The following is a 26,034-nucleotide window of genomic DNA, read 5'->3' as shown; positions in this document are numbered from 1 at the left end:
GATATCCCCTCTTAAACGTTAAATACAATCAGTCGGAGGTGTCTTAATGACATCCAAAAAGGCCTATATCAGTCTTATTTATTTTTTCGGGGCATTAGGAGGTTTGCTGTTCGGGTACGATACGGGTGTAATATCCGGCGCGCTGCTGTTTATTAGAGAAGACATGGAGCTGACTCCATTTTTAGAAGGATTGGTTGTCAGCGGAGTACTGATTGGCGCTTTAGCCGGGGCAGCCTTTTGCGGAAGATTTTCCGACCGCTATGGCAGGAAAAAAACAATCATCTGGCTGGGTGTGCTTTTTACAATTGGAGCCATTGGAACAGGCTTAGCTCATAATATCGGAATATTATTACTATTCAGAATAGAATTAGGTGTAGCAGTTGGAGGAGCTTCGGCAATTGTTCCTTTGTATCTGTCAGAAATGGCGCCTGCCGCGATCAGAGGCAGAATCGCTTCATTGAATACATTGATGAATTCTTTCGGAATTCTCATGGCGTATATTGTAAACTTTGTTTTTTCATCTTCGGGCAGGTGGGATCTGATGCTTCTATTAGCAGTGATTCCCTCCTTCATTCTCATGGCCGGCATGTTTTTTATGCCTGAAAGCCCGCGATGGGTGCTGCAGAAAAGAAGTGAGGATGAAGCACGCCATATTTTGCTTCTGACGAGAGATCCGAAAACAATCGATGCTGAGATCCGCAGTATGAAGGAGATTAAGACGAAGGAACGTGTTTCCATATCAACATTATTATCCCCGGCAATCAGGCCGATCTTATTTTTAGGTATTGGGGTCGCCATCTTTCAGCAAGTAATAGGCACGAATACGATTATTTATTATACACCGACCATCTTAGAAAATGCGGGGTTCGGCGCTTCCAGTGCCATTGCAGGAACCATTGGCATCGGCATTATCAATGTCTTATTTACGATCATCGGCTTGCTGCTGATTGATATGATAGGGCGAAGAAAGCTCATGCTGATCGGCAATGTCGGAATGTCTTTGGCACTTGGTATTTTGGGCATCAGTACGCTGTTCTTTCATGCACCCGATTGGCTGCTGTTATCCTGCTTATGCTTGTTTATGGTAGCGTATTCAGCGAGCTGGGGAATGGTCGTTTGGGTTGTGCTGGCTGAAATTTTTCCGTTGCAGGTCAGGGGAACGGCGCTGGGAATTGCTAGTACCTGTCTGTGGCTGGCAAATATTGCAGTGTCGCTGTCCTTCCCGCTGCTTTTAGATCTGATAGGTACAGGTGCTTTATTTCTCATGTACGGCGCCATTGGTGTACTTGCCTTTCTCTTTGTTTATCAATATGTGCCAGAGACAAAAGGCAAATCATTGGAACAGATTGAAGGAGAAATCATGTCAAAGAATACAGCTTCATCTTTCTAAAAGGAGGATTTCAATATGGGAAGAGAATATGGGTTATGCTTATGGACTTTCGGCAGCATTCCATTTGAACAAAAATGCCGGCTGGCTGCAGAAATCGGAGTAGATGGGGTTGAGGTCGAAGGGGATATTTCGCTGAATCCGAAAGACATTGCCGAAACATTGGCTGCTCATCAAGTAAAGGTTTTATCGATAACGCCAAGGAATGTGGATATTTCAAGTGCGAATGAAGAAGTTCGTTCAAAGGCTGTGCAGTATTTCTTAGATTTACTGGATTGGGCTGTGGATTTAGGGGCTCCTCGTATCTGTCTTCACGGCGATGTCGGTAAAGTGAGAGGGAGCGGTGATGATACAAGGGATTGGAGTTTACTAGTCAAAAGCGCTAAAAGGATCATGGCTAAAGCGGAGGAATTACAGATTCAGGTGGTATTTGAAGTACTGAACCGATACGAAAATCACCAAGTGGTCACTTGTGAAGAAGCTTTACAATTCATTCGCGATGTCGGCAGCCCCAATCTCGAAGTACTTCTCGATGCGTATCATATGAATATAGAAGAAGCTGATCCTGTAAAGGCCATTAAATTGGCAGGGCAGAAACTCGGAGTCTATCACGTGGCTGATTCAAATCGCCAGGCGATCGGAAACGGCCATGCGAATCTCAAAGAGCAAATCGAAGCGCTTAATTTTATCGGTTATAAAGGCCCGATAATTATGGAGATGGTGGCGGCTGGACCGGATCCGTTTACTCCGATGAAAGGAAATGCCTATTTGGAAGTAGCGGCAGGGTATTATAGGTCATCATTAGAGACATTAAGGTCATGGGAAGGCTTGAAAATATAAAGAAAAAAGGACAACGGCTGTTGTCCTTTTTAATGCCGCTTGAACATTCCCGCTCAGTTTTTTTTATCTTGATGATCAAGCTCTTTCATCCGTTTCGTAAGCTCATTGAAGGCCTGATCCAGCTCCTTGTACCCTTTATCATTTGGCGTCATAAAACTGAGCTTTCCCAGCACTTCTTGTCTTTCTGTCTCAAGCTTTAAACGAAGCTCCTCCCGGTCATTTCTTTCTGAAGGAACGTCATTCAATTGCTTTTCGATGCCATTGTTTGAGATAACGAGTTTGCTGTTCGTTGTTTTCTCGAGAAAATAACGGTCGTGCGATACCACAATCAGTGTGCCGCTGTATTGTGACAGTGTTTCTTCCAGCTGTTCGCGTGACGGCAGGTCGAGGTGATTGGTCGGTTCATCTAATATCAGCACGTCTTTTTCCTCTAAGATATAAGCCATCAGCTTGCACTTTACACGTTCGCCCATACTCATATGTTGAATTGGTTCTGTCCATTGAGAAGCGGTAAATCCCAATCGCGTCATGATATTCTGGACATTTCCTCTCGCCTCGAACGTGTCTTGATAAAATAACTCCTCCGGTGTTTGTTCTAAAGGCAAATCAAATACTTCCTGTGTTAAATAACCGATTTTTGCTGATGGTGATATCCACACCTTTCCCTCAGCCGTTTCCTGTCCAAGAATGACTCTCAATAAGGTTGTTTTTCCGCTGCCGTTCGGGCCTGTAATGGCAACCTTTTCTCCGTGCTGAATCGTAAAGCGGGCGTTTTGAAACAGTGTCTTTTCGCCAAATGACTTCGTCAGATGTTGAACCTCCAAAAACCGTTTTCCTGTTTTATGAGTTGTATCAATTGAAAAACGAACAGTATATTCCGGATCGACAGGCTCAGCCTTTGTTTTTTCGAGTTCTTTTTCAAGCCGCTTTTGTTTCGATTTGATCTGGGCATCTGTGCGCTTTGCTTTTACACGATGGTATTCTTTAAACCCTTCCTTTTTCGTCGATTGTGCGTGGGCTTTTTTCGACCATGAAGTGAGTTCTGTCATTTGTGCTTCAATCCGTTCAATCATTTTCTGCTGTTTTTCATATTCGCGCTGCTGTGTCAGTCTTTTTTCTTTCCGGAACTTCATGTAACCAGAGTAGTTCCCTTTGTATTCAGTCAGCGTGTGGTCCTCGATTGACCATATTTTCGTGGCAGCTTCATCTAAGAAATACCGATCGTGCGAAACGAGAATGACAGTGCCGCTAACATTTTTCAGCTGCTGAATGAGAAATTGCAGGCTTATGTCATCAAGATGGTTTGTCGGTTCATCTAGCAGGAAAAGGTCTGCATCCTCTGATAGCCCTTTTGCCAGCCGTGCTTTCAGTTTTTCTCCGCCGCTTAACTGGCTGAAATCACGGGCTGGCACGTGCCATTTCTCCAGCAGTTTCACTTCGGCAGGTGTCTGATTCTCAAAGGAATACGATTCAGTCTCCTGTTCAACCAGCACCGTTTTTAAGCCGTGCTGCATCCATTGGATTTGTCCCTGTGACGGAATTAAGTCCTTGTTGATCAGGTGAAGCAGCGTCGATTTTCCAGCCCCGTTTTTGCCGATAATCCCAATGATATCGCCTTGCTGAACGCTGGCATTTATGTTTTTAAAAACGGTAAGATCCTTCACTTCATAGCTGACGTTTATAAGTTTTAATTGTTCTTTCATCTATATCCCTCGCTTTAAGGGAGAACAAAAAAATCCTCCCAAATGTTTTGGAAGGATTAGCCGTGCCTTTGCCATGATTAAATAAGCTATTCTTCAGAAATAGCGCGTACGTATTTAGAAAATGGGCAGACTAATCCTATTTTTTATGATTTGAAATATGCGATTTCAAACGTTAAAAATAAGATTAGTTAATCATTGTCCACCCATCATCCCTTCTCAATTTATTACAAACAATATAGCATATTTTTTAATTCGAAAGCAAAGGGAAATTGGAATTCCTCTGGATATCCAATCAAAAAAGCTCCTGCTCTCATTTCTGAGGCAGGAGCTTAAAAGGGTTATGGCTGCTTTAATTTTCTTACTTTATAAATCACAATCAGCAAAATAAACCAAACCGGTGTAACAAATAAGGAAACCCGAGTATCCTGTGCTAATGCCAGTACAACAAGGACAAACGCCAGGAACGCTAAAATTAAGTAATTCGTAAATGGATAAAGCGGCAGCTTAAATTTGTTTGCTTTCGCCAATTCAGGTCTTGTTTTACGGTATTTCATATGGCAGATAACAGTAATTCCCCAAATATAGATAAAACATACGGTGGAAATACTTGTGATCAAGGTGAATACGCCTTCCGGCATGATGTAGTTCAATGTGACACCGATTAAAATCACGATAGCTGAAAAGAACAATGCATTTCTCGGTACCTTGCGCGGTGTCAGTTTTGCCATTGATTCCGGCGCATTCTTGTCTTTCGCCAGTGAATAGACCATGCGGCTTGTACTGAATACAGCGCTGTTGCAGGCTGAGGCAGCTGACGTTAATACAACAAAGTTGATAATACTTGCCGCACCGACGATGCCCACTGCAACAAAGACCTGTACGAATGGGCTTTCGCTGGGATTGATGACATCCCATGGATAGATGCTCATAATCACAAGAAGCGCCCCAATATAGAAAAGCAGCACCCTTACAGGGATATTGTTGATCGCCTTAGGGATGACTTTTTCAGGGTTTTCTGTTTCACCCGCTGTAAGCCCGACGAGTTCAATGCCGACAAAGGCAAACACAACCATCTGGAACGAGAGGATAAATCCGTGTATTCCATTCGGGAACATGCCTCCGTGGTTCCAGAGATTTGAGAAACTGGAAACACCTGAACTTGTGGAAAAGCCTTTGAAAATCATAAAAAGACCGATCACAATCAGCGCCAAGATGGCAATGACTTTAATTAATGCAAACCAGAATTCCAATTCTCCAAACAGCTTGACAGTAGCCAGGTTCATAATCAGTAAAATAATAAGAGCGATTAAGCCCGGAACCCATTGCGGCACACCGGGAAGCCAATACTGTGTATATAGCCCGACCGCAGTTAAATCGGCCATCGCGATTGAAATCCAGCAGAACCAGTAGGTCCAGCCTGTGATAAATGCGGCCATATCGCCTAAATAATCCTGAACAAAATCAACAAAAGAGTGATAGTTCAGATTAGACAACAGCAGTTCTCCAAGCGATCTCATAATTAAAAAGCAAATGATCCCCGTGATCATGTAAGCAAATAAAATTGACGGTCCTGCAAAGTGTATCGATTTTCCCGAGCCGAGAAACAGGCCTGTCCCAATGGCTCCGCCGATCGCAATAAGCTGGATGTGCCTGTTTTTCAGGCCTCTCGACAGTTTCTGCTGATTTATATTAGGATCTTGCGTCATGTCGTCTGTCACTTTGTGTGTTCCTCCATTGAAAATTGTTTAAACATGTTTTTAGATACTATTATAACACTAAAATTTCTATCTTTTTTACTATACAGGAAATATGGAAGGAAATTTTAAGGTTTATCGATTCATCACAAGATACGAAAAAAGCGGCTCAATCGTGGGAGCCGCTTTTGTTTACGCCATTTTATGATTTTTTCATATACAGATAAAGCCCATAATCAGTCGGAGCAGATGCGTACCCTATCTGACGCAGCATCGCTGTTATGTTGCCGCGGTGATATGTCCCGTGATTTACAACATGCGGCACCAGTTCAGAAGCAGTCGTTTTCATGATTCCGCCGGCGGGATTTTCAATCTGAAGGGGTTTATGGATCTGTTCCTTTTGCTTGAAAAAAGCTGTATATCGCTCGGACAACTTTAGAAACAGGGCTTCCATTTCCGCTAGCTCCTTCGCCACTGTCTGTTCTGTAAGCTGTTCAGCTAATGCCAAAGCATGGTTCATACTTTTTCCGGAAAACACTTCAATCCAGCCGAGATCAGAAAGATAAACATGGGACAACACATGGGATATTGACGGGAACACACTTTGGATCTCCTGACGATAAACCTCCTGTGGAAGCTCTTTTAATCGATTAAACATTTGCTGATGAGCCCATACGTTATATTCATACAATTGTAATGCTAGATCAGACATGTGAATTTTCCCCTTTCGCGTTTATTGTTTCTATTGTATACGAACAAACATTCTTTAGGGAATTTTCTGTGAATAAAATGTATTGACAGAACATAGTTTAGAGGGATAAACTATGTAGCATCGATCGAAAGTTTAGAGGTGTAAACTAAAATGCAGGAGGAAAGACGTTGAATGAACAGAAGCTATGCCAAGCGATAAATCTTTTCGTAGAAGTTTTACTTGAAGGTACAGAGTTTGTACATCATGAAGTCGATCAGGATATATTCAAACACATCTCCAGAGAACAGGCCGACCTGTTAAAAATTTTAAAAGTCAAGGGCCCATCTTCTCCCGGCAGCCTGGCCATGTATCAAAACGTGCATAAGAGCGCGATTTCTAACCGATTGAAGAAGCTGCTGGAAAAGGGATTGGTTGAGTGGGATGACTGTCCGGTAAAAAGTGATAAACGCACGAAACGAATCAAAATTTCAGAAAACGGTGAAAGCATTATCGAAGAATTGGATTCAGCTATCTTTAACGCGCTCAAAGAGCTGATGCACGATATAGATGAGGAGCACTTACAATCATTCATTGACATATTTACCATTCTAAAAAGCAAATTTAAAGGAGGGGATCTTCCGGAATGAAATCGATTGTCAAATTCAAATGGGCCATTGCGGCGGTTATCTTAGCGCTGACTGTTATATTGAATTTATTTTCTCCCAACTTAACGGAGCTGGCCAATCAAAAGGGGCAGGCACAGCTGCCGGCTGATTCCGTTTCAGAAAAAGCAAATGCTATTCTGAAAAAAGCCGGAGAAAACAATAATTCGATAAGCATTGTCTTTCCATTAGATCGTGCGCTAAATAAAGATACAGAGGGTCAGCTCCGCAGCATGATCGATAACATCAAAAAGATTGATGGTGTTGAAGAGGTAACATCTCCGCTGACAGGTGAAAAAGAAATCAAAGATCAATTGATTTCAAAGGATAAGAAAACCATTCTTATTCCCGTAACGATCACCGGATCTGATAAGAAAGCGGAAAATATTGCCGATGATATTTATCAAATCGTTCCCGATGATTTGACGGCATATATTACGGGAGCGTCTCTTATCAATCAGGATTTTGCGCACAGCTCAGAGGATGGGCTTAAGAAAACGGAAGTGATCACAGTCTGTTTGATTATCGGCTTGCTGCTGATCGTGTTCCGCTCTGTTGTGACGCCTTTTATCCCAATTGTGATTGTCGGTTTCTCGTATGTAATCAGTCAATCTATACTGGGCATTTTAGTTTATAAGGTTGATTTTCCTATTTCGACATTTACCCAAACCTTTTTAGTTGCCATCCTGTTTGGGATTGGAACAGATTACTGTATTCTTCTTCTGACTCGTTTCCGTGAAGAACTGGCAAACGGGCATGACAAAAAAGAGGCAACCCTTATTGCTTACCGTACAGGCGGAAAAACATTGTTTATCAGTGGGTTTGCGGTATTGATCGGGTTTTCTGCCCTTGGTTTTGCAAAGTTTGCCATTTTCCAATCAGCTGTGGGAGTTGCTGTCGGGGTTGGCATTTTAATGATCATCCTCTTCACTCTGCTGCCTTTATTTATGGTGACGCTCGGTGAAAAGCTCTTCTGGCCGTCTAAGAAAGTGCTGTCGCACAATGACAATAAATTGTGGGCGTTTCTCGGCAGACATTCTGTTGCCCGTCCGTTTCTGTTTCTCGTCATAACAGTCATCATTACGCTTCCGTTCATTTTGACCTATGATGACCAGATTTCATTTGATTCAACGGCGGAAATCAGCAGCGATTACAAATCCATCAAAGGTCTTGAAGCCATTAAGGATGGGTTTGGTGAAGGAAAAGCATTTCCGGTGAATGTGGTGATAAAAGGAGACAAGGATCTCACTACCGCTGAGACGATCCCTTATCTCGGAAATATCAGCAAAGCCATTGAGAAAGTCGAACATGTTGATTCCGTCATGACCATTACCCAGCCGACGGGTGAAAAAATCAAAGATTTATATATTGATAAACAGCTAGGCTCTGTGTCAGACGGGCTGGATAAGACAGTAAAGGGAATTGCTGATGTCCAAAGCGGGTTAACGGATATTGAAGATGGGCTGAATCAAATGTCCGGGCAAACCGGAACAGCCGCGAATGGCAGCTCCGGAGGCTCACTGTCAGATGCAGCTGACGGTTTGGGAAAAATCAATCAGCAGCTGCAGCTTGTCAGCAAACAGCTTTCTCAAACCGGCAATACCGCACAGGCGGTGCCGCAGCTCACAGCAATCAGCGGACAGCTTGGACAAATTCAAACCGGCCTTGAGCAAGCAAATGAGCAGCTTTCAGGCCAGCAGAAACAAGCCGGAACGCTGACAGAAAGCCTGAATCAGCTTGCCGAAGGTGTGAAGAGCGCAAATAATGGACTGACAAAAATCACCGACGGGATTACGGCATCCAGTGATATGTTAGAGGACATGAGCAAAAGCTCAACCGTTCGGGATACGGGGATTTTTATTCCTGATCAAGTCATGAAAGATAAGGATTTTAAGAAATCAATTGATCGGTATTCCTTTGCAGACGGCAAGGGAGTGCAATTAAGCGTCGCCTTGGAGTCAAACCCGTATTCAGAACAAGCGATTACGACCATAAACCAGATCAAAAAAGCGGTAGCCGGCGAAGTCGGCGGCACGCCTCTGGAGGACACTCAAATAGTTTACGGCGGGGTAACGAGCGTCAATGCCGATTTAAAAGAGCTGTCTACAACGGATTTCTCCAGAACGATGGTCATCATGATTCTCGGGCTGTTTATCGTCTTGACAATCTTGTTCCGTTCAATGGTGATGCCGATTTATATGATCGCTTCACTGCTGCTTACGTATTACACTTCAATATCAATGACGGAATTGATTTTTGTGAATATCTTGGGCAATGATGGAGTCAGCTGGGCGGTACCGTTCTTCAGTTTTGTCATATTGATCGCGTTAGGGGTAGATTACTCGATCTTCTTGCTTGACCGCTTTAAAGAAGAGGTTCAGCTTGGCATTCATCAAGGTGTCATCAGGTCAATGAGCAAAATGGGCTCTGTCATCATCACCGCGGCTATTATTTTGGCCGGTACATTCGCGGCGATGATGCCATCGGGCGTTAATACGCTGATGCAGGTGGCAAGTGTCGTCATTATCGGGCTGCTGCTGTACGGCCTTGTCATTCTTCCGCTCTTGATGCCGGCAATCATTGTGACATTTGGAGAAGGAAACTGGTGGCCGTTTGGCAGAAAGAAAAATAAAGAATAGAAAAAAAGAGTGGTGACAATTCATTTGTTCATCACTCTTTTTTGTAAATGTAAAAGGCACGTTTTTCACCTGTCAGCAAGCAATGGAGGAACAGGGGAGAATCATCAACTTTCCCTACATCTGTTGTCGGTCAAATGTTTCCGACATACAGCATATGCGGGAACAAAAGGGCTTGGGCAATTCACCCGTCAGCTTGCCAAAGAATTAGCCGTGAAACAAATCACCATTAATGCGGTACCGGAAGATATCGCAAATGTGATTGAATTTTTAACGAGCGAACAATCCAATGGATCACAGACCAGACGATCCGTGTGAATGGCGGATTTATTTAAAATGAAAAAGCTCCCAAGAGTCATTCTTGGGAGCTTTGTTTTATTTCCATTCTGCAATAGTATCAATCGGCAGACGGTAGGAAGCGTATCCTTCGTCCGCAGCTTTTCCGATGGAAAGAAGCATAACAGGCACATAACGCTCTTTGTCTAATCCGAAGGTTTCCGCAATGTTTTCTTTATCGTAGCCGCCGATCGGGTTTGTGTCATAGCCGTGCGCGCGTGCAGTCAGCATAAGCTGCATAGAAACAAGGCCGCCGTCAATCAGGATCGTTTCACGGTTCACCTGAGCCGGAAGCTTTTCAAAATGTGCTGTCAGGGCAGCGATTTGTCTGTCTTTGACCTCCTGCGGCATGTAACCGAGCTCCACGGCTTTTGAATAAATTTCTTCTAAGTAGTCTGCATTGTTCATGTCTGCAAAAACAGCGATGACGGCAGATGAAGTTGTGACCTGTGTTTGGTTAAAGCTTGCTAGCTGCGCGAGCTTCTCTTTTCCTTCCGGGCTGTCGATGACGAGAAAACGCCATGGCTGCGCGTTGACAGAGGATGGCGCAGTTGTAGCTTCCTCTAGGATTTCTGTCATCTCTTCTTTGCTGATTTTCACTGTCGGATCATAATTGCGAATGGAACGGCGTCCTTTCATAATGTCCATAAAATCGTTTGTTTTGATCATGTTGATACACTCCTTTTAAGCTTCGATATTATCTATGTTGTTTCGCATGCGCCCAAGCACATCAATAAGCAAGCTGCGCTCTTCAGCACTTACATTTGCGAGCATTTCCTTCATGAAACGCTCCTTTTCTTTCTTAGAAGACTCGATTCGTTTTCTTCCTTGATCTGTTAACCGCACAAGGGTAATCCGGTTGTCTTCGGGCTTGCGCCGTCTTGATACCATGCCTTTGGCTTCAAGCTGTTTTAGGTGTCTTGTGACGGCCGCGCTGTCGATATTGACTTTCTTTTGAAGGTCGCTTTGACTGATCTCATCCGCATGATAAAGCAATGTCAGCAATTCCAAACGAGATTGGCTGATGCCCGTGCATGCCTCGAACTTCACGCCAATCACTTTGTTCACGCCTTGCAGCTGATATAAAATCTCGGCTTCCTCAGAACAAAATGATGCCAAAACCCATCCCTTCTTTCTTGTCAAAAAAATAATTGATATATCAATGATTGACACGTCAATTAATATACAACGATTGATTTCATTTTGCAAGCCTTTTGCATATTTGAAAAACCTCCCAACATATAAGTTGGGAGGTTTTTGTTATCCTTGCGGCTCAGGATAAAACATCAGCAGAAAAAAGCTGGCCGTTTTCTGTGATGAATTGATGTAGCTGTGCGGTGTGGATCCCGTAAACTGCATGGCGTCTCCTGGTACCAGCGAATGCTCCTGATCCTGCAGATTGACGGTTAACTCGCCTTCTTTGATTAAAATGTATTCTTCTCCTAAATGTGTTTTTGCTTCATGTATGCATCCCGGTTTCAGATCGACAACATAAATTTCAAACTTTGTTTCAGGGTTGTACGGAAAAAAGGGGTAAACAATGTAGTTTTCTTCATTATCTGTAACAGGTTCAATATCTTTAAGATTAATTTTTCTTACTTTCGGCTTGTCTTCTTTCAGAAAAACAGAAAAAGATACCTGCAGTCCATTTGCGATCTTCCAGAGAGTGGTGACAGTCGGGGTCGATTTTTCTTTCTCAATTTGTCCGAGCATCGCTTTGCTGACGCCCGTTAACTCAGAAACTTGATCAAGAGTCAGGTTTCTGCTTTTTCTGAGTTTGACAAGATTCTTTGCGATAATGGCTTGGATATCATCCATACATGTATCTCCTTACGTCATATTCGCTTTATTATAACATATTAAAATCAGCTATTACATACAGTTGTAAGCTATAACATATATGTGTATAATATGTTAGACGAGGAGGAGAAACAGAATGATATCAGAGAAAGAAACCACTCATGCCCAAACTTGCGAGCCATCGTTCTTACAAGGGTTTAAAGATTGTGTCCCGACGCTGATCGGCTACATCAGTATAGGTTTGGCCGCCGGAATCGTGGGGATTGCCTCGCATTTAAGCGTCCTTGAGATTACGCTGTTGTCAGGTTTGGTTTTTGCCGGCGGCTCCCAGTTCGTTATCTGTGCTTTGTTAGCAGCGAACAGTCCGATGTCCGCTATTATCCTGACAACGTTTATCGTGAATTTACGCAATTTTCTATTAAGTGCCGCACTTGCTCCTCATTTTTCAAAGTATTCGCTAGTGAAAAATGTGGGGATCGGCATGATGGTGACAGATGAGTCATTCGGTGTTGCTTCAAATAAGATTGTAAAAAAAGAACCAATTAGTGATCGATGGATGTTCGGATTAAATCTCACTGCATATGCGTGCTGGGTGCTCTCTTGTGTGGCAGGGGCAGTCTTTGGTAAATGGATTACCGATCCGGAAACGTTCGGACTCGATTTTGCGGTGACGGCTATGTTTTTAGCACTGCTGATTTTGCAGATGGAACATGTTGTGCCTGCAAAGATTAAACACTATGTATCTCTCATTATTTATATGGTGATTGCGATGATTGTTTTCTCTTTCTTTATGCCGTCACATCTCGCTGTGATCATGTCAACGATCATCGTAGCGACAATCGGGGTGGTGACAGATAAATGAGCATAAATACATACATCCTGATGGTGATTATCGGCTGCGCGCTGGTCACAATGATTCCCCGCGTAATTCCATTTTTAGTTGTACGGAATATTTCCTTGCCGGAGCCTGTGCTGAAATGGCTCTCCTATGTGCCGGTTTGTATATTGACGGCACTTGTTGTGAAGGATTGCATGATTCAATCCAATGATTCTCTGAAATTGAATTGGCAGGCAGCAGTTGTATTGATTCCTACTCTATTGATTGCACTGAAAACAAAAAGTTTATCTATGACAGTCATCAGCGGTGTTGTTCTTATGGCTGGCTTGCGCTTATGGGTATAAAACAGCTGCTTACATCAAAACTCACGATATCAGGGGGAAGCAAACCCTGGTATTTTTTGTGTCTCTGATTCAATCTTTAAGCGGCTTTCACTGGCTGAAAGTTATGGTACAATATACAAATGTTTTACAGCTTCAATCAATTGTTGGAGTGACATCTGTTTCAGATAAATAATAGATTGAAGGGAAGGTTTTGATAGAATGCTGCAAAATCCAACTGGAAAAGAGCGTTTGGCATTGGCGTTTATGCTCGGCATGCTTGCTATATTGGGCCCGCTTAATATAGATATGTATTTGCCTAGTTTTCCTGACATTGCCGATGATTTATCGGCCAGTGCCTCGCTTGTACAGTTAAGTTTAACAGCCTGTCTGATCGGGCTTACCATCGGCCAGGTGATTGTCGGGCCGGTCAGTGATGCGCAGGGAAGACGGAAACCGCTATTAATCTGTATTTTCTTATTTGCGTTATCTTCTCTGTTCTGTGCGCTTTCACCAAACATTACAACACTGGTGGCAGCCCGTTTTTTACAGGGGATTACGGCCTCTGCAGGACTTGTGCTGTCTCGGGCAATCGTGCGGGATGTGTTCACAGGGAGAGAGCTTTCTAAATTTTTCTCACTGTTAATGGTGATTACCGCAGTCGCGCCAATGATTGCGCCAATGACAGGCGGTGCTCTTTTATTGCTGCCGTTTGCAACGTGGCATACGATTTTTCACTTTTTAACGATCATCGGATTTGTGCTTGTACTGATTATTGCGCTGAGGTTAAAAGAAACATTGCCGCCCGAAAAGCGGATTCCAAGCTCAATTGGAACATCTGTCAGAACAATGGGGAGCCTGCTGAAGGATCGTTCTTTTATGGGCTACGCGTTAACTGTCGGATTTGTTCACGGGGGAAGCTTTGCTTATGTATCCGGTACGCCTTTTGTGTACCAGGATATTTACGGGGTGTCGCCGCAGGTATTTAGTATTTTATTCGGCATTAACGGCCTGGCGATTATTACGGGAAGCTTTATTATCGGGCGCTTTGGCGGAATCATTCATGAAAAAAGCCTGCTCCGCATGGCGGTCATTACAGCTATGATTGCGACTGCCGTGCTTTTAACGATGACGATGATTCACGGTCCTCTCGCTGCATTGGTCATCTCTATTTTTGTCTATATGATTACGATCGGCATGGTTCTGACGAGCACATTTACGCTGGCCATGGAAAAACAGGGGCACCGCGCCGGAAGTGCAAGTGCGCTGCTGGGAATGCTCCCGCTGCTCCTTGGCTCCATTGTTTCGCCGCTTGTGGGCATTGATGAGACGACAGCTGTTCCGATGGGAGCGATCATGTTTGTTACAGCAGTTATCGGTTCGCTCGCCTTTTTTAGATTAACTAAAGAGAGCGTGAAGCAGAATTAATCAAAAAAAAACCTGACGGCATGTCAGGTTTTTTTGATTTTATTAAAATAGCAAAAGCAGGCCGGCGATGGCCGGAGTCAAAAAGATTGCGGATTTCAAGACGGCCTTTGGCATGAGATTGGTGAATTTCGCGCCGACATACGCACCGCACATGGTTCCGATCAAGACTTTGACCAGCAATACATAATCAACAAATCCTTCCGTGATATACCCTATGCCTCCTCCTGCAGCAAGAGGGATAATGACAAGCATCGTTGTTCCGACAGAATGACGGATGGAAAGGTTCAGCATAATCATTAAACCGATCTGGATAAAAGGAGCAGAACCGATGCCGAATGTGCCGGAAAGTATGCCTGATACGATTCCTAAAATCACGGCTTTTGTGTACATTGAAACATTGCTTTGATTCCCTTGAGGCTTTTCTTTTAAAATAAATAATCTGATTAAAATGAGAATCGCTGATAAAAATAACATTCCCGCTGTCAAATAATGAAGCAAATCGGCGGGAATAAAAGATGTCAGCTTTGCCCCGAAAAATGACCCGACGGCAGCAAAGCATCCGACCGTTAAACCGATTTTTAATTGGATGTTGCCTTCTCGGTAATGGCTGTAGGCCCCTGATAAACTGGTGAAAGCCATGCCGGCGAGGGAAGTGCCTAAAGCTGTATGAATCGGAATATGGAAAACAAGAGTTAAAAGAGCAATAACAAAGCCGGCTCCCCCGGCACCAATAAAGCCTAAAATGATTCCGAGAAGAAACATAACAAGAATAATGAGCATATTTTTTCCTCCATTATATTCTGAGCTGTAAATGTAATGAATCTGAGTGATTGTAGCTGAGGCGAAGTGTCCGGCAGCCGATGAGAGGATTATCTCACTGGTTTACAGTAGTCTGTCGACCGTCGTTTAGTAAAAATATCGTACCGCAAATTTTGGAATTTGACAAGGCAGTTTGTTGCTTCCCTTTATCATCTGTTATATGATTTTGATGAAGAACAGCCCCTGAATCTATTCAAAAGAGGTATTATTTATATGGATGATTTTAAATTAGACAAGCCGACTCCTTATTACCTGCAATTTTATTTCCAGCTGAAAAAAATGATTTTTAACGGGACTTTTAAGCCGGGGGAACGGATCAATGAAACACAGCTGGCTAAAAGTTTCGGCGTCAGCCGCTCTCCGATACGGGAAGCTATGCGGCTGCTTGAGAAAGACGGCTTGTTAAGAGCAGATGACCGGAATGGATTTTTAATCGCTTCTTTAACGGCTAAAGATGTAGATGAAATTTATAAAATCAGAATTCCTCTCGAACTGCTTGCTGTCGAATTGGTCATAGACGAAGCGAATGACGAAGAGCTTCAAACGCTTGAAAAACAGCTTGAAGAAACAGAAAACGCTATTCGTAACGGAGCGGAAGAAACTGAAATGATCAGCTTAAACCAAAAGTTTCACCAGTTGCTTGTCGATTTTAGCCATAACAGACATTTAAAAAACTTGCTTGAGCATGTAAACGATCTGATTCACTTTTGCAGAATCCTTAATTATAAAGGGGACAACCGCCCTGAAACGATCCTGCGTGAACACCGCAGCATATTTGAAGAAGTAAAAAAGAGAAACAAAGAAGCAGCCAAAGAATATATGATGGCTCATTTCAATCATGATTCAGAACATTTGAAGCGTGTGCTTGAAGAAGGAAAAGAAAATTAAATGACATGTACAGATACCGAGGATGAGTCCTTGGTATTTTTTATTGCTCTCATTACTTTAATAAATTGAAAATCATATATAAGGAAGCCCATTAATAAGATTCTATGATGATTGACTAACGAATAATGGGGGTTAGACATGTTTATCCATATCGTCCGGCCGGGTGATTCTTTGTTTTCCATAGGCAGAAGATACGGTGCTTCTGTTGATCAAATACGTGGTGTGAATGGTTTAGAAGAAACGAATATCGTGCCGGGGCAGGCTCTGCTCATCCCTCTTTATGTATATACAGTACAGCCGGGAGACACGCTCGGAGCTATTGCAGCAAAAGCGTTTGTTCCGGCAGAACGGCTAAGAGCCGCAAATCCCGCTATAAATCCAAATGCCTTGCAAGCAGGAATGAGACTGACGATTCCTAATATCTCAAACTATATTGCGGGAACGTTAAGCTTTTACGTGCTCCGCAATCCGGATCTAGATCGCGATTTAATCAATGATTACGCCCCGTATTCGTCTTCGATTTCCATTTTCGAATACCATATTGCGCCTAATGGCGACATTGCAAATCAATTGAATGACGCAGCCGCTATTGAAACCACATGGAGAAGACGGGTGACGCCGCTTGCTACAATAACAAATCTGACCTCAGCAGGCTTCAGCACGGAACTCGTACACCAAGTGTTAAACAATCCAACTGCAAGAACCAATCTGGTTAACAATATTTATAACTTGGTATCCACAAGGGGATATGGCGGCGTGACGATCGATTTTGAACAAGTGAGCGCCGCAGATCGGGATCTGTTCACAGGATTTTTGCGTCAGCTGAGAGATCGTCTGCAGCCGGGAGGGTATGTGCTGACCATAGCGGTTCCGGCAAAAACAAGCGATGATATTCCGTGGCTTAGGGGCTATGATTACGGAGGGATCGGAGCGGTTGTCAATTATATGTTTATCATGGCGTATGACTGGCATCATGCGGGAAGCGAGCCGGGGCCTGTTGCGCCGATTACTGAAATAAGAAGAACAATTGAATTTGCGATTGCCCAGGTGCCGCGGAGAAAAATCATCATCGGAGTCCCGCTCTACGGCTACAATTGGATTATCCCTTACCAGCCGGGAACAGTGGCTTCAGCTATCTCAAATCAAAAATCAATTGAAACAGCGATGAGGTACCAAGCCCCTATTCAATATTCAAACGAATATCAATCGCCGTTTTTTCGCTACAGAGATGAGCAGGGACGGACGCATGAGGTATGGTTTGAAGATGTCAGGAGCATGAGCCAAAAGATGCTGATCGTCCGCGAATATGGATTACAAGCAATAGGCGCCTGGCAGTTAACACTCGGATTCACACCAGCTCCGTGGCTTCTGCGGAAATTTTTTACGATCAGAAAGGTTTAAGGGCACCGGGCACGGTGTCTTTTTAGTGATGTTTTAAGCGGCTGCTGAATGCTTTTACCGTCTCAGCCTGCCTTGCGTTGTTTCTCGCATCGTGCATTATCTCTAAGCTGCTTTGTTAAAGTCAGATGATAATCGTTAACGGTGTTGAAATATAAGAAGCAGATAAATGCCATTCTCACAAAAAGGAGGATATAGGCGTATTTTTTGACTGCGGTGCTTCGAGCAGCCCTGAGTTCCCGACATATTGTCATTTCACTGGCTGGCAGCGCTGGTGATATCCTTTATCGTAACGGATTGATAGCCGTAAAATCGCATCAGCCTAAAGCGGCAGAATAATTCGATCATTTGTCACTTGCATGGCGTCAGTCTCCCCCATTATGATCGATAGTGAGAACTATCATCAGTCTAATCAGGCACAAATTGCATATCATCTTATGAACGCTTACGGAATATGAGTGAGAGGAAGTTGTCAGAATGAAAAAAGTATTGATCCTGAATTTCCCAGCTGAAGGCCATGTAAATCCTACATTAGGCATTACGAAAGCCTTTGCCGATCGAGGATATGATGTCCACTATATATCCACTGAAAAATATAAAGAAAGATTAGAAGCGGTGGGAGCGACTGTCCACCTTCATCAGGATTTGCTGAGAACAACACCTATTCATGTCGCTTCGCCAAATGGCATTCTTGATTTCCTGAAAATACATATCAAAACCTCACTGGACATTTTACATGTCGTAAAGGAGTTGTCAAAAAGCATCCAATTTGACTTTGTTTATTATGATAAATTCGGTGCGGGAGAGCTGGTCAGAGATTATCTCAACATCCCGGGCATCTCTTCATCTGCTTCCTTCTTATTCGATGAAGAGCATTTAAAGGTATTGCCTCTGCATCCGGATTCAGAAGTGCCTTTACAATTGGATAAAGAGTGTGAAGATCTATTATTAGAGATGAAACAAAATTATGGTGTATCACCTGAAAATATGGTTCAATTCATGAATAATAAAGGTGAATTAAATGTAGTGTACACAAGCCGATATTTTCAGCCTGAAAGCCATCGTTTCGGCAATGAATTTCTGTTTATCGGTCCAAGCTTTCCAAAGAGAGCGGAAAAAACTGATTTCCCAATTGAGAAATTGAAAGATGAGAAAGTCATCTATATTTCAATGGGGACTGTATTAGACGAAACTGAAGAGTTTTTCAACTTATGTATAGATGCTTTTTCTGATGTCGAGGGCAAGGTCGTGATAGCTGCGGGAGAAAAAGCTGATCTGACAAGATTAAAGCAAGCGCCAGAGAACTTTATCATTGCTTCATATGTGCCTCAATTGGAAGTGCTGGAACAATCAGATGTTTTCATCACTCACGGAGGAATGAACAGTGTAAATGAAGGCATTCATTTTAACGTTCCTCTAGTTGTAATGCCGCACGATAAGGACCAGCCAATGGTGGCCCAGCGGCTGACTGAATTACAATCAGGTTATACAGTATCTAAAGATCATGTAACCGCGCAGTCTTTAAAACATGCAGTGGAAGAAGTGTTGAATAACGACCGGTATAAGGAAGGGATTCAAAAAATCAATCAAAGCTTTCAGGATTGCATGAATATGGAAGAGGTAATGGAGCGGATTGATCAATTTATAGATCAGAGAAAATAAACAGCAAAAAATACATTCGGATGATATAAGAGAAAAGAGTGAGATGAAAATGGTCTCACTCTTTTTTACTGATAGGGTCTTACAGGCATTGTGACAATAACCGGATTCATTTTGCGGGATCAGAGATTTTAGCAAAAGGATTATAAATTTGTAAGGGCTCATTTTCTGGGAACGGCAGGGCAGCAGGAGGAATACTTTCGCATTCATTCACACTCAAAATCATTTTTCATATTATGAATAAGTGTATGGAAAATTATGAATCGAAAGGATGTGGATATAAATTATGTCTCGAAAGCCGTCACATAGGTGCCCTTACTGTGGATCTAACTCTTCAAGCCCCAGTTGTAGAGTAGGCCCTAAAAAAAATCCTGAGCCTAAACATTCATGTATGTGCTGCTGCTGCGTAAGGGGAGTAAGAGGGCCGCAGGGACCACGCGGATTACGCGGTATTCCAGGCAGTATTGGAGCCACAGGACCACAAGGACCACAAGGACCACAAGGACCACCGGGGCTGCCAGGGCTGCCCGGAGCAACAGGGGCCACAGGACCACCAGGACTGGCCGGGGCTACGGGAGCCACAGGACCACAAGGGCCGGCCGGAGCAACAGGAGTCACGGGAGCAACAGGAGACGCCGGACCAGCCGGAGCCACGGGAGCGACGGGAGCAACAGGGGACGCCGGACCAGCCGGAGCCACGGGAGCAACAGGAGACGCCGGACCAGCTGGAGCCACAGGAGCCACGGGAGCCACCGGAGCTACCGGGGATGCCGGACCAGCCGGAGCGACGGGAGCGACGGGAGCTACAGGGGACGCCGGACCAGCCGGAGCCACGGGAGCAACGGGAGCCACAGGAGACGCCGGACCAGCTGGAGCCACAGGAGCCACGGGAGCCACAGGAGCCACGGGAGCAACAGGGGACGTCGGACCAGCCGGAGCAATCGGAGCGACGGGAGCTACAGGAGCCACGGGAGCCACAGGAGCCACCGGGGACGCCGGAGCCACGGGAGCCACAGGAGCCACGGGAGCAACAGGAGACGCCGGACCAGCCGGAGCCACGGGAGCCACGGGAGCAACAGGGGCCACCGGAGCCACAGGAGACGCCGGACCAGCCGGAGCCACAGGAGCCACGGGAGCAACAGGGGCCACCGGAGCCACAGGAGCCACGGGAGCCACAGGAGCAACCGGGGACGCCGGAGCCACCGGAGCGACGGGAGCAACGGGAGCAACGGGAGCCACAGGAACAGGAGCAGCTGGGTTATCCGAATACGGGTATATTTATAACTTAAGCGCTCAAACGGTAGCTATAGAGGCTGATGTCATTTTTGATTCAACAGGGATAACCACCCCTGGAATTACACATGCCCCCGGAACTTCTCAAATTGCAATTACCACTCCGGGAGACTATGAGGTCACTTTTTCTGTTTCGGGAGTAGAGCCTAACCAATTCACACTATTTTTAAATGGTGCGCCGATTACGAATACAGTCTACGGTTCAGGTGCAGGTACTCAGCAAAACAACGGTCAGGCTATTATAGCCATAGCAGCCGGCGATGTTCTAACTCTTCGAAATCATACGTCCGCTGCCGCAGTGACTCTCCAGACTTTGGCAGGAGGCACACAACCTAACGTAAACGCTTCAATTGTAATTAAAAAATTAGATTAACAATTAGCACTGTGTCATGAACAAACAAAAAGTACTCTATTGATCTTACTAGTACTTATATTTCAGCAGTGCTTTTTTTGACCTATTTATGTGATCATACAAACGCTCCAAGTTCTTTTTATCTCAGATATTTATTTTGTATGGGATAACTGGGATAGGATGTGTAAAACAAAAAAACGATATCGTACAAATGAGCAGACATACCTTATTTTATCGGTTAAACGATTCTTCGGAGGGTTGCAGCATCTAAAGAATTAACGAAGAAACGATTACAAACAGCTCGTTATTTAATGGTGTATATTCGGTGGCAACTAAAGGTTTTGGGTATGCCATCACCAAGGTGGGCTAGTGATATTAACAATTTATCATCGGTAAAACCAGCTCAAAAGTTAGGGTTTGACGACAGATAAAGTATTCTGTTTTCGCAAAAAATAAGATCATATCAAATTGGCATACAAGGTGACTGTTTAACTTCTCCGATATACAAAAACCTTCCGTGTTGGAAGGCAATTATTAAAATGCAATTTTGATCTTTTGAGAATCAGTGATTTTCTTATGGTTTTGGTCAAAAACGTCACTTGTTGTGATTTCAATCCATTTGATCTCTTTTTTCTTCTTCTCAGCTGATGGTTCATCATGAGCATGTCCGCTTGCTGCGTTTACAATAAAGCCGAGATTGCCGGATTTTTCGGCGCCGCCTTCTAATTCACCATTCAACTCTTCGAGGTACATATCTTTATTCCAATCAAAGGTTTCACCTGTATTTGTTTTCATCAATGCAATCGGGGCAAAATTCACTTTCTCGGAAGAAGTGTTTTTGATATCAACGAAAACTTTAACGAAATCAAACTCTTCATCGTGTGTTAATACATGAAAATAATCAATCATGCTGTAATCCGGACGTAAGTGGATCAGCTTCATTTCTTTTACCGTTAACTCTACGTTTCCAACCTTATAAGTTTGATTGACTTGTTTGATATCTTTTAAGACGGCTTCACCTTTGTCATCAGAAAACGTTTGATTTACCTTCTGCAATGACCGGTCATCTGTTACCTGTGCATTAGGCTGATACTCATCTATACTGTCCTTTTGAGACGAAGTGCTTTGCGGTGTGGCTTTTGCTGTTTGCTCTCCGGCTGTATTTTGTTTTTCAGAATCGGCGTTTGATGAACAGCCCGCAAGCATGACGATAAAAAATAAGATCGATAGAATCTTTTTCATCATGAGTCCTCCATTAAAAAGAGAGCCCGTTCCTTATACAAGCAACGGGACATCTTGTATTCTCTTACTTATCTTTAATCTTAATGTTGTATTGTAAAGCGTCGAAAACATTTTTGGCGATTTCAGTATTATCGATTTGGCCGGAAAACTTCTCACTGGACGGTCCGTACGCATAGACAGGAACATCCTCGCCGGTATGTCCGCCTGTTGTCCATCCTGTGTGGGAGCGTTTATTGAAAATCTCCTCAATCGCATTATCGATATCAAGGACTTCCTTCGATTTTGCCGCTTTTTCAACAGATTGAATTTCAGATGCAGTTAAAGCTAATTTCTTTTGATCAATATACGTTTTTAATGTTTTTTCAACATCTGCGCCGCCGGCGATTTTTTCTGCCATAAAGTCAGGCGTGCGTTTTGCCGCTTTAATTGGCTCACTGAACCAGTTGTAAATGCCGTCCGCACCGATGGAGTACCCGCCGGTTGAGTGGTCAGCCGTTGCGACAACCAATGTATGCTTGTCTTTTTTAGCGAAATCGATCGCTGCCTTGTAGGCTTGTTCAAAGTCTTCCATCTCACTCATGGCGCCGACAATATCATTGTCATGCCCCGCCCAGTCAATCTGGCTTCCTTCAACCATGAGGAAGAAACCGTCTTTGTCCTTGCTTAATTTTTTGAGAGCTGTGTTTGTCATGTCTTTTAATGAAGGAATATCCTTCGTGCGGTCGATCTTTTTAGGCAGGCCGCCGTCAGCGAACAGGCCGAGAACTTGGCTGTCCTTGTTTTTCAGCATGTCCTTGCGGTTATCCACATAGCTGTATCCCGCTTTTTTGAATTCCTTTACCAAATTACGGTCCTTGCGGTCAAAATTGCTTTTTCCACCGCCTAGAAGGACATCGATTTTGTGCTTGCCGTTCACCATTTCATCATAATAGTCGTCTGCAATAGAATTCATGTTTTTCCGGCTGTGATCATGTGAGCCGAAAGAAGCCGGAGTGGCGTGAGTAATCTCTGAAGTGGCGACAAGGCCGGTCGATTTTCCTTTTTCTTTTGCCGCTTCAAGAACTGTTTTGACCTCTGAACCGTCATTATCCACTGCAATTGCATTATTATATGTTTTAACCCCAGCTGACATAGCCGTTGCGGCAGAAGCGGAATCCGTTACATTTTGTTCAGGGTCTTCAGGGTAAGTGGTCTGCTGTCCGACAAGGTACTGGTCAAAAGCTGTAGGCTCAACAACCTTAGTCTTTTTATTATCCTTTAAGTAACGATGAGCGGACGTATAAGACACCCCCATCCCATCACCGATCAGGACGATGACATTCTTAATTTCGTTTTGATTCCCCTTTTTCTTTTCCTGGGCGCTGGCTTCAGGCACGCTGCCGCTGACTAGGCTGCTGAACGCAATAGATGATAACACCGCAATAGGCAGCAGCTTCTTCGGGAATTTTTTCAACTGAATAACCTCCTAAAAATATGATCCTCAATGACAAACCCATTATATTTTTAAAGTGTTAAGCTAGTATTAATCGATTTTAAAGATTGAGTTTACAAGATGACTAACTATGGTGATGGTGGAAAAGTGAACTGTAAGAAGTTGATTATTGTTTATCAATTGGAAAGCCAAAAAGGAATTTGAGACAGGTTCTTTCTATTTTTCTTCTTCCCTTGATTTTGAGTGAACTGTTTTTAATTCAGAGAGGATTAATCAGATGCTTTCGATTAGCGCGGTTTCGCAAAAGTATGGAATGATTTGTATACAATAAGATATTTCGAGAAAATCGTTTTTATACAGAAGGAGTCATTTCTGCCGAAAAAATAAAACTGAATACCTATTATTGGTATTTGAAAGAGGATGGAAACAGCCAATGAGACGTTTGAAAGTGTACTCGATGCAACTGCCTTCCCTGATTTTACAGGTGCTTTCTTAGCCCTAGCTAAATATATTGTTGACTATTTTTAACCAGCAACCATTACGGCTCAGGCTGGACTCCGGATTGTGAATCTTTAATGATGAAATAAAGTTTTTTCATCAAGCGAAAATACGGTATCAAAATGTTGCTTACCCTGCTTCCGTCACGAAAACTGCCGCCGGAAAAATCTCTTACCGGTGTTTCTGTATTAGAATGGAGCAGCACCTCATCATCTTTCTTCACAATGAGCGATTTCAAATAAGTGTTATCTGCTTTAGCTTGATCACTAATCCAATAAAGATTGCCGCTGTATTCAATTGGTGCTTCTTCGTTCTTAGTAAAAACAGCCTCCAATGTTTGTCCTCGCTTTCTCCTAGGTAATTTGAGTATTCTAATCTGGCCTGATGAATGAATTGATAGGCAAAATATATCACGCAAAAAGCGCATAATATGGAACCGTAAAAATGAGCGAGTATTTATAATGATGAAACATAAAAAACTCCTATCCTAAATCAATTTCCTTTGAAAAAAAGATTTTTATCCCGAATCAAAATCCCGTTTTCAGCTTTTTCGGGAATTTCTGGTTCAATCCGCCTTGCTTTTTCAACTGTGTTTTGAAACAATGCGGTGAATTGATAGCCTCGCTTTTGGTAAAATGCCATCGCGTGTATGTTATCATTTGTTGTGATGAGCTTTATCTGTTTACACAGCCATTGCTTGGCTGTTTCTTCAGCCTTTCTCAGCAAAGCTGTGCAATTCCTTTCTTTTCAATCAGTCCAATGAAAAAATATTGAAGTCTTTTCCATTTATGATGTATGTAATCAACCGATGATGTACCATCCTCATCTAAAGCATCATAACCGTCCAATTCATCACATTGAAATGTATCGCTGGACATTTTCATCTGAGGCGTACCCCAATGCGCGACAAAGAAATCAGTCCTTTTTGCTTGGCTAATTCTTTACTTGGGATGATCTTCAACTTGACCTCTTTCTTTTGTTTACTAACAATATATACAAAAAATAGAAAGAAGAAAATAGATTTTGAGGTGACAGTATGGAAATAAACGATGTGCTTTACGGCAGGCATCAAATAGACGGAGTACTGGAAGAACTCATAAAAAGCGCACCCGTGCAAAGATTAAAAGGGGTTTATCAAGGCGGCGCCAGCTTTTTAGTCAATCCAAAGTGGAATGTGACCCGGTATGAGCACTCCATTGGCGTTATGCTTCTAATCAAAAGGCTGGGGGGAACCATAGAAGAGCAGATCGCGGGTCTTCTCCACGATGTGTCGCACACAGCATTTTCTCATGTAATCGATTTTGTATTTGAAAATGAAGCGGAAGATTATCATGAAAACATTTTTCAACAAGTCATTGACCAGTCCGAGATCCCTGGAATTCTAAAAAAACACGGTTATGATGCCGACGATCTTTTATTAAATGATACAAGATGGACACTGCTCGAACAGCCCGCACCGGAGCTGTGTGCTGATCGCATAGACTACACGCTGCGTGACATGTATCAATATGGACAAATCACGCTCCGCGAAGCAGAAATCTTTTTAGATTGCCTCATTGTGAGAAACGGAAGGGTGTTTCCAGATAGTATCGGAACAGCCGAATGGTTCGTGCGAGTGTATTACAAGGAAGTAATCGATTTCTTTATGAACCCAGTGAATGTATATGGGTATGAATACTTAGCGCAAACGCTGAAGGCTGCGCTGCAGCACAATGTCATTGCCGCCGAAGATTTGCTGAAAACAGACCAAGAGGTGTTAGACATCCTGCATTCATCAGAAAATGAAGAAGTACTGAGACTGCTTGAAAAAATACATCCTCACATACAAGTAAAAGAGGATGACTTTCATTACGATTTTCATCGAAAAAAGAAAATGCGTCTCATCGACCCTTCTGTTTTCCATCATAATGAATGGATCACATCCTCATCAGTATCTGAAAACATCAGAAAAATGGGAGAGACCGCTTATCAGAAAGCAAAAAAAGGCGTGTATATCAAAGTAATCGAAAACTAACCGAAGCCGCGCAACCGCGGCTTTTATCCACCGCGTTTTATTCTGCGGATCACGGGGAATAGGACAAACAGCAGCATATTTTATGAGAATATCAGCGCATTTAC

20 protein-coding genes and 4 pseudogenes are annotated in these 26,034 nt (G+C 43.4%); 13 read left to right on the top strand and 11 right to left on the bottom strand.

Annotated elements, in window-relative coordinates:
• Positions 1-46: 46 nt before the first annotated feature.
• Together H7F27_RS17875 and H7F27_RS17870 are read left to right on the top strand one after the other, a co-directional pair.
• Positions 47-1,390, top strand: a complete 1,344-nt coding sequence (locus H7F27_RS17875) for a sugar porter family MFS transporter (protein ID WP_024120367.1) — start codon at positions 47-49, stop codon at positions 1,388-1,390.
• A 15-nt stretch (positions 1,391-1,405) separates the two neighbouring features.
• Positions 1,406-2,227: a sugar phosphate isomerase/epimerase family protein gene (locus tag H7F27_RS17870; protein WP_024120368.1), complete on the top strand. Its 822-nt coding sequence runs from the start codon at positions 1,406-1,408 to the stop codon at positions 2,225-2,227.
• 53 nt (positions 2,228-2,280) lie between these two features.
• On the opposite strand, the gene abc-f is transcribed toward H7F27_RS17870, so the two are convergent.
• The 3 genes from abc-f to dinB all read right to left on the bottom strand — a co-directional run bounded on the left by abc-f (position 2,281) and on the right by dinB (position 6,336).
• Positions 2,281-3,930, bottom strand: a complete 1,650-nt coding sequence (gene abc-f, locus H7F27_RS17865) for a ribosomal protection-like ABC-F family protein (protein ID WP_185848245.1) — start codon at positions 3,928-3,930, stop codon at positions 2,281-2,283.
• Between the two features lie 338 nt (positions 3,931-4,268).
• Entirely contained in the window at positions 4,269-5,648 is a 1,380-nt protein-coding gene (locus H7F27_RS17860) for an amino acid permease (RefSeq protein ID WP_095714186.1), read from the bottom strand.
• A gap of 178 nt (positions 5,649-5,826) precedes the next feature.
• Positions 5,827-6,336, bottom strand: coding sequence for a damage-inducible protein DinB (gene dinB / locus H7F27_RS17855; RefSeq protein ID WP_024120372.1), 510 nt, complete (start codon positions 6,334-6,336; stop codon positions 5,827-5,829).
• Between the two features lie 167 nt (positions 6,337-6,503).
• On the opposite strand from dinB, the gene H7F27_RS17850 reads away from it, so the two are divergent.
• The 3 genes and pseudogenes from H7F27_RS17850 to H7F27_RS20960 form a co-directional block, all read left to right on the top strand.
• Positions 6,504-6,962 (top strand): MarR family transcriptional regulator, encoded by a 459-nt coding sequence (locus H7F27_RS17850; RefSeq protein WP_095714188.1) that lies wholly within the window; start codon positions 6,504-6,506, stop codon positions 6,960-6,962.
• Positions 6,959-9,616, top strand: a complete 2,658-nt coding sequence (locus H7F27_RS17845; protein ID WP_185848244.1) for an MMPL family transporter — start codon at positions 6,959-6,961, stop codon at positions 9,614-9,616. The genes H7F27_RS17850 and H7F27_RS17845 overlap by 4 nt, the downstream gene beginning before the upstream one ends.
• 37 nt (positions 9,617-9,653) lie before the next feature.
• A pseudogene (locus H7F27_RS20960) lies at positions 9,654-9,948 on the top strand (SDR family oxidoreductase); the annotation flags it as partial.
• 40 nt (positions 9,949-9,988) lie between these two features.
• Here H7F27_RS20960 and H7F27_RS17840 read toward each other — a convergent pair.
• The 3 genes and pseudogenes from H7F27_RS17840 to H7F27_RS17830 form a co-directional block, all read right to left on the bottom strand.
• Positions 9,989-10,618, bottom strand: a complete 630-nt coding sequence (locus H7F27_RS17840) for a nitroreductase family protein (RefSeq protein WP_185848243.1) — start codon at positions 10,616-10,618, stop codon at positions 9,989-9,991.
• A 15-nt stretch (positions 10,619-10,633) separates the two neighbouring features.
• Positions 10,634-11,127: pseudogene (locus tag H7F27_RS17835) on the bottom strand (MarR family transcriptional regulator).
• 82 nt (positions 11,128-11,209) lie between these two features.
• On the bottom strand, positions 11,210-11,767 hold the full coding sequence (locus H7F27_RS17830) for a helix-turn-helix domain-containing protein (protein ID WP_044161601.1): 558 nt from the start codon (positions 11,765-11,767) through the stop codon (positions 11,210-11,212).
• 118 nt (positions 11,768-11,885) lie between these two features.
• Here H7F27_RS17830 and H7F27_RS17825 point away from each other — a divergent pair, with 118 nt between their 5' ends.
• From H7F27_RS17825 to H7F27_RS17815, 3 genes are all read left to right on the top strand, one after another.
• Entirely contained in the window at positions 11,886-12,611 is a 726-nt protein-coding gene (locus H7F27_RS17825; protein WP_185848242.1) for an AzlC family ABC transporter permease, read from the top strand.
• The gene (locus H7F27_RS17820; protein ID WP_059291864.1) at positions 12,608-12,931 is read left to right on the top strand and encodes an AzlD domain-containing protein; all 324 of its coding nucleotides are present in this window, start codon (positions 12,608-12,610) and stop codon (positions 12,929-12,931) included. Before H7F27_RS17825 ends, H7F27_RS17820 begins: the two co-directional genes overlap by 4 nt.
• Before the next feature lie 198 nt (positions 12,932-13,129).
• Positions 13,130-14,335: a Bcr/CflA family efflux MFS transporter gene (locus H7F27_RS17815; RefSeq protein ID WP_185848241.1), complete on the top strand. Its 1,206-nt coding sequence runs from the start codon at positions 13,130-13,132 to the stop codon at positions 14,333-14,335.
• 42 nt (positions 14,336-14,377) lie between these two features.
• Here H7F27_RS17815 and H7F27_RS17810 read toward each other — a convergent pair whose 3' ends face one another.
• Positions 14,378-15,115 carry a sulfite exporter TauE/SafE family protein gene (locus H7F27_RS17810; protein WP_024120382.1) on the bottom strand — a complete coding sequence of 246 codons (738 nt, stop codon included), beginning with the start codon at positions 15,113-15,115 and terminating at the stop codon, positions 14,378-14,380.
• Between the two features lie 252 nt (positions 15,116-15,367).
• Between H7F27_RS17810 and H7F27_RS17805 the strand changes: the two genes are divergently transcribed.
• From H7F27_RS17805 to H7F27_RS17790, 4 genes are all read left to right on the top strand, one after another.
• Positions 15,368-16,042, top strand: coding sequence for a GntR family transcriptional regulator (locus H7F27_RS17805; protein WP_185848240.1), 675 nt, complete (start codon positions 15,368-15,370; stop codon positions 16,040-16,042).
• A 138-nt stretch (positions 16,043-16,180) separates the two neighbouring features.
• On the top strand, positions 16,181-17,443 hold the full coding sequence (locus H7F27_RS17800; protein ID WP_101864978.1) for a glycoside hydrolase family 18 protein: 1,263 nt from the start codon (positions 16,181-16,183) through the stop codon (positions 17,441-17,443).
• A gap of 474 nt (positions 17,444-17,917) precedes the next feature.
• Positions 17,918-19,102, top strand: coding sequence for a macrolide family glycosyltransferase (locus tag H7F27_RS17795; protein WP_024120385.1), 1,185 nt, complete (start codon positions 17,918-17,920; stop codon positions 19,100-19,102).
• A gap of 388 nt (positions 19,103-19,490) precedes the next feature.
• Positions 19,491-20,765 carry a BclA C-terminal domain-containing protein gene (locus H7F27_RS17790; protein WP_185848239.1) on the top strand — a complete coding sequence of 425 codons (1,275 nt, stop codon included), beginning with the start codon at positions 19,491-19,493 and terminating at the stop codon, positions 20,763-20,765.
• A gap of 513 nt (positions 20,766-21,278) precedes the next feature.
• On the opposite strand, the gene H7F27_RS17785 is transcribed toward H7F27_RS17790, so the two are convergent.
• The 4 genes and pseudogenes from H7F27_RS17785 to H7F27_RS17770 all read right to left on the bottom strand — a co-directional run bounded on the left by H7F27_RS17785 (position 21,279) and on the right by H7F27_RS17770 (position 24,877).
• Positions 21,279-21,986, bottom strand: coding sequence for a membrane lipoprotein lipid attachment site-containing protein (locus tag H7F27_RS17785; RefSeq protein ID WP_185848238.1), 708 nt, complete (start codon positions 21,984-21,986; stop codon positions 21,279-21,281).
• Between the two features lie 64 nt (positions 21,987-22,050).
• Complete coding sequence (phoB, locus tag H7F27_RS17780) at positions 22,051-23,439, bottom strand: alkaline phosphatase family protein (RefSeq protein WP_185848237.1); 1,389 nt, start codon at positions 23,437-23,439, stop codon at positions 22,051-22,053.
• A 613-nt stretch (positions 23,440-24,052) separates the two neighbouring features.
• A pseudogene (locus H7F27_RS21085) lies at positions 24,053-24,389 on the bottom strand (DUF4944 domain-containing protein); the annotation flags it as partial.
• A gap of 19 nt (positions 24,390-24,408) precedes the next feature.
• Positions 24,409-24,877 (bottom strand): annotated as a pseudogene (locus tag H7F27_RS17770) (GNAT family N-acetyltransferase).
• A gap of 75 nt (positions 24,878-24,952) precedes the next feature.
• On the opposite strand from H7F27_RS17770, the gene H7F27_RS17765 reads away from it, so the two are divergent.
• Positions 24,953-25,930 (top strand): HD domain-containing protein, encoded by a 978-nt coding sequence (locus H7F27_RS17765; protein WP_185848236.1) that lies wholly within the window; start codon positions 24,953-24,955, stop codon positions 25,928-25,930.
• Positions 25,931-26,034 lie beyond the last annotated feature (104 nt).

The sequence above is a fragment of the Bacillus sp. PAMC26543 genome (assembly GCF_014250375.1).
Lineage (GTDB): Bacteria > Bacillota > Bacilli > Bacillales > Bacillaceae > Bacillus > Bacillus halotolerans.
This window is presented reverse-complemented; position numbering and strand designations above follow the sequence as displayed.

Coding starts and splice junctions, on each gene's coding strand:
- H7F27_RS17840 (WP_185848243.1), bottom strand. CDS start 10,618: ATGATCAAAACAAACGATTTTATGGACATTATGAAAGGACGCCGTTCC.
- H7F27_RS17875 (WP_024120367.1), top strand. CDS start 47: ATGACATCCAAAAAGGCCTATATCAGTCTTATTTATTTTTTCGGGGCA.
- abc-f (WP_185848245.1), bottom strand. CDS start 3,930: ATGAAAGAACAATTAAAACTTATAAACGTCAGCTATGAAGTGAAGGAT.
- H7F27_RS17815 (WP_185848241.1), top strand. CDS start 13,130: ATGCTGCAAAATCCAACTGGAAAAGAGCGTTTGGCATTGGCGTTTATG.
- H7F27_RS17765 (WP_185848236.1), top strand. CDS start 24,953: ATGGAAATAAACGATGTGCTTTACGGCAGGCATCAAATAGACGGAGTA.
- H7F27_RS17785 (WP_185848238.1), bottom strand. CDS start 21,986: ATGAAAAAGATTCTATCGATCTTATTTTTTATCGTCATGCTTGCGGGC.
- H7F27_RS17805 (WP_185848240.1), top strand. CDS start 15,368: ATGGATGATTTTAAATTAGACAAGCCGACTCCTTATTACCTGCAATTT.
- H7F27_RS17795 (WP_024120385.1), top strand. CDS start 17,918: ATGAAAAAAGTATTGATCCTGAATTTCCCAGCTGAAGGCCATGTAAAT.
- H7F27_RS17790 (WP_185848239.1), top strand. CDS start 19,491: ATGTGCTGCTGCTGCGTAAGGGGAGTAAGAGGGCCGCAGGGACCACGC.
- H7F27_RS17830 (WP_044161601.1), bottom strand. CDS start 11,767: ATGGATGATATCCAAGCCATTATCGCAAAGAATCTTGTCAAACTCAGA.
- H7F27_RS17825 (WP_185848242.1), top strand. CDS start 11,886: ATGATATCAGAGAAAGAAACCACTCATGCCCAAACTTGCGAGCCATCG.
- H7F27_RS17870 (WP_024120368.1), top strand. CDS start 1,406: ATGGGAAGAGAATATGGGTTATGCTTATGGACTTTCGGCAGCATTCCA.
- dinB (WP_024120372.1), bottom strand. CDS start 6,336: ATGTCTGATCTAGCATTACAATTGTATGAATATAACGTATGGGCTCAT.
- H7F27_RS17810 (WP_024120382.1), bottom strand. CDS start 15,115: ATGCTCATTATTCTTGTTATGTTTCTTCTCGGAATCATTTTAGGCTTT.
- H7F27_RS17820 (WP_059291864.1), top strand. CDS start 12,608: ATGAGCATAAATACATACATCCTGATGGTGATTATCGGCTGCGCGCTG.
- H7F27_RS17845 (WP_185848244.1), top strand. CDS start 6,959: ATGAAATCGATTGTCAAATTCAAATGGGCCATTGCGGCGGTTATCTTA.
- H7F27_RS17800 (WP_101864978.1), top strand. CDS start 16,181: ATGTTTATCCATATCGTCCGGCCGGGTGATTCTTTGTTTTCCATAGGC.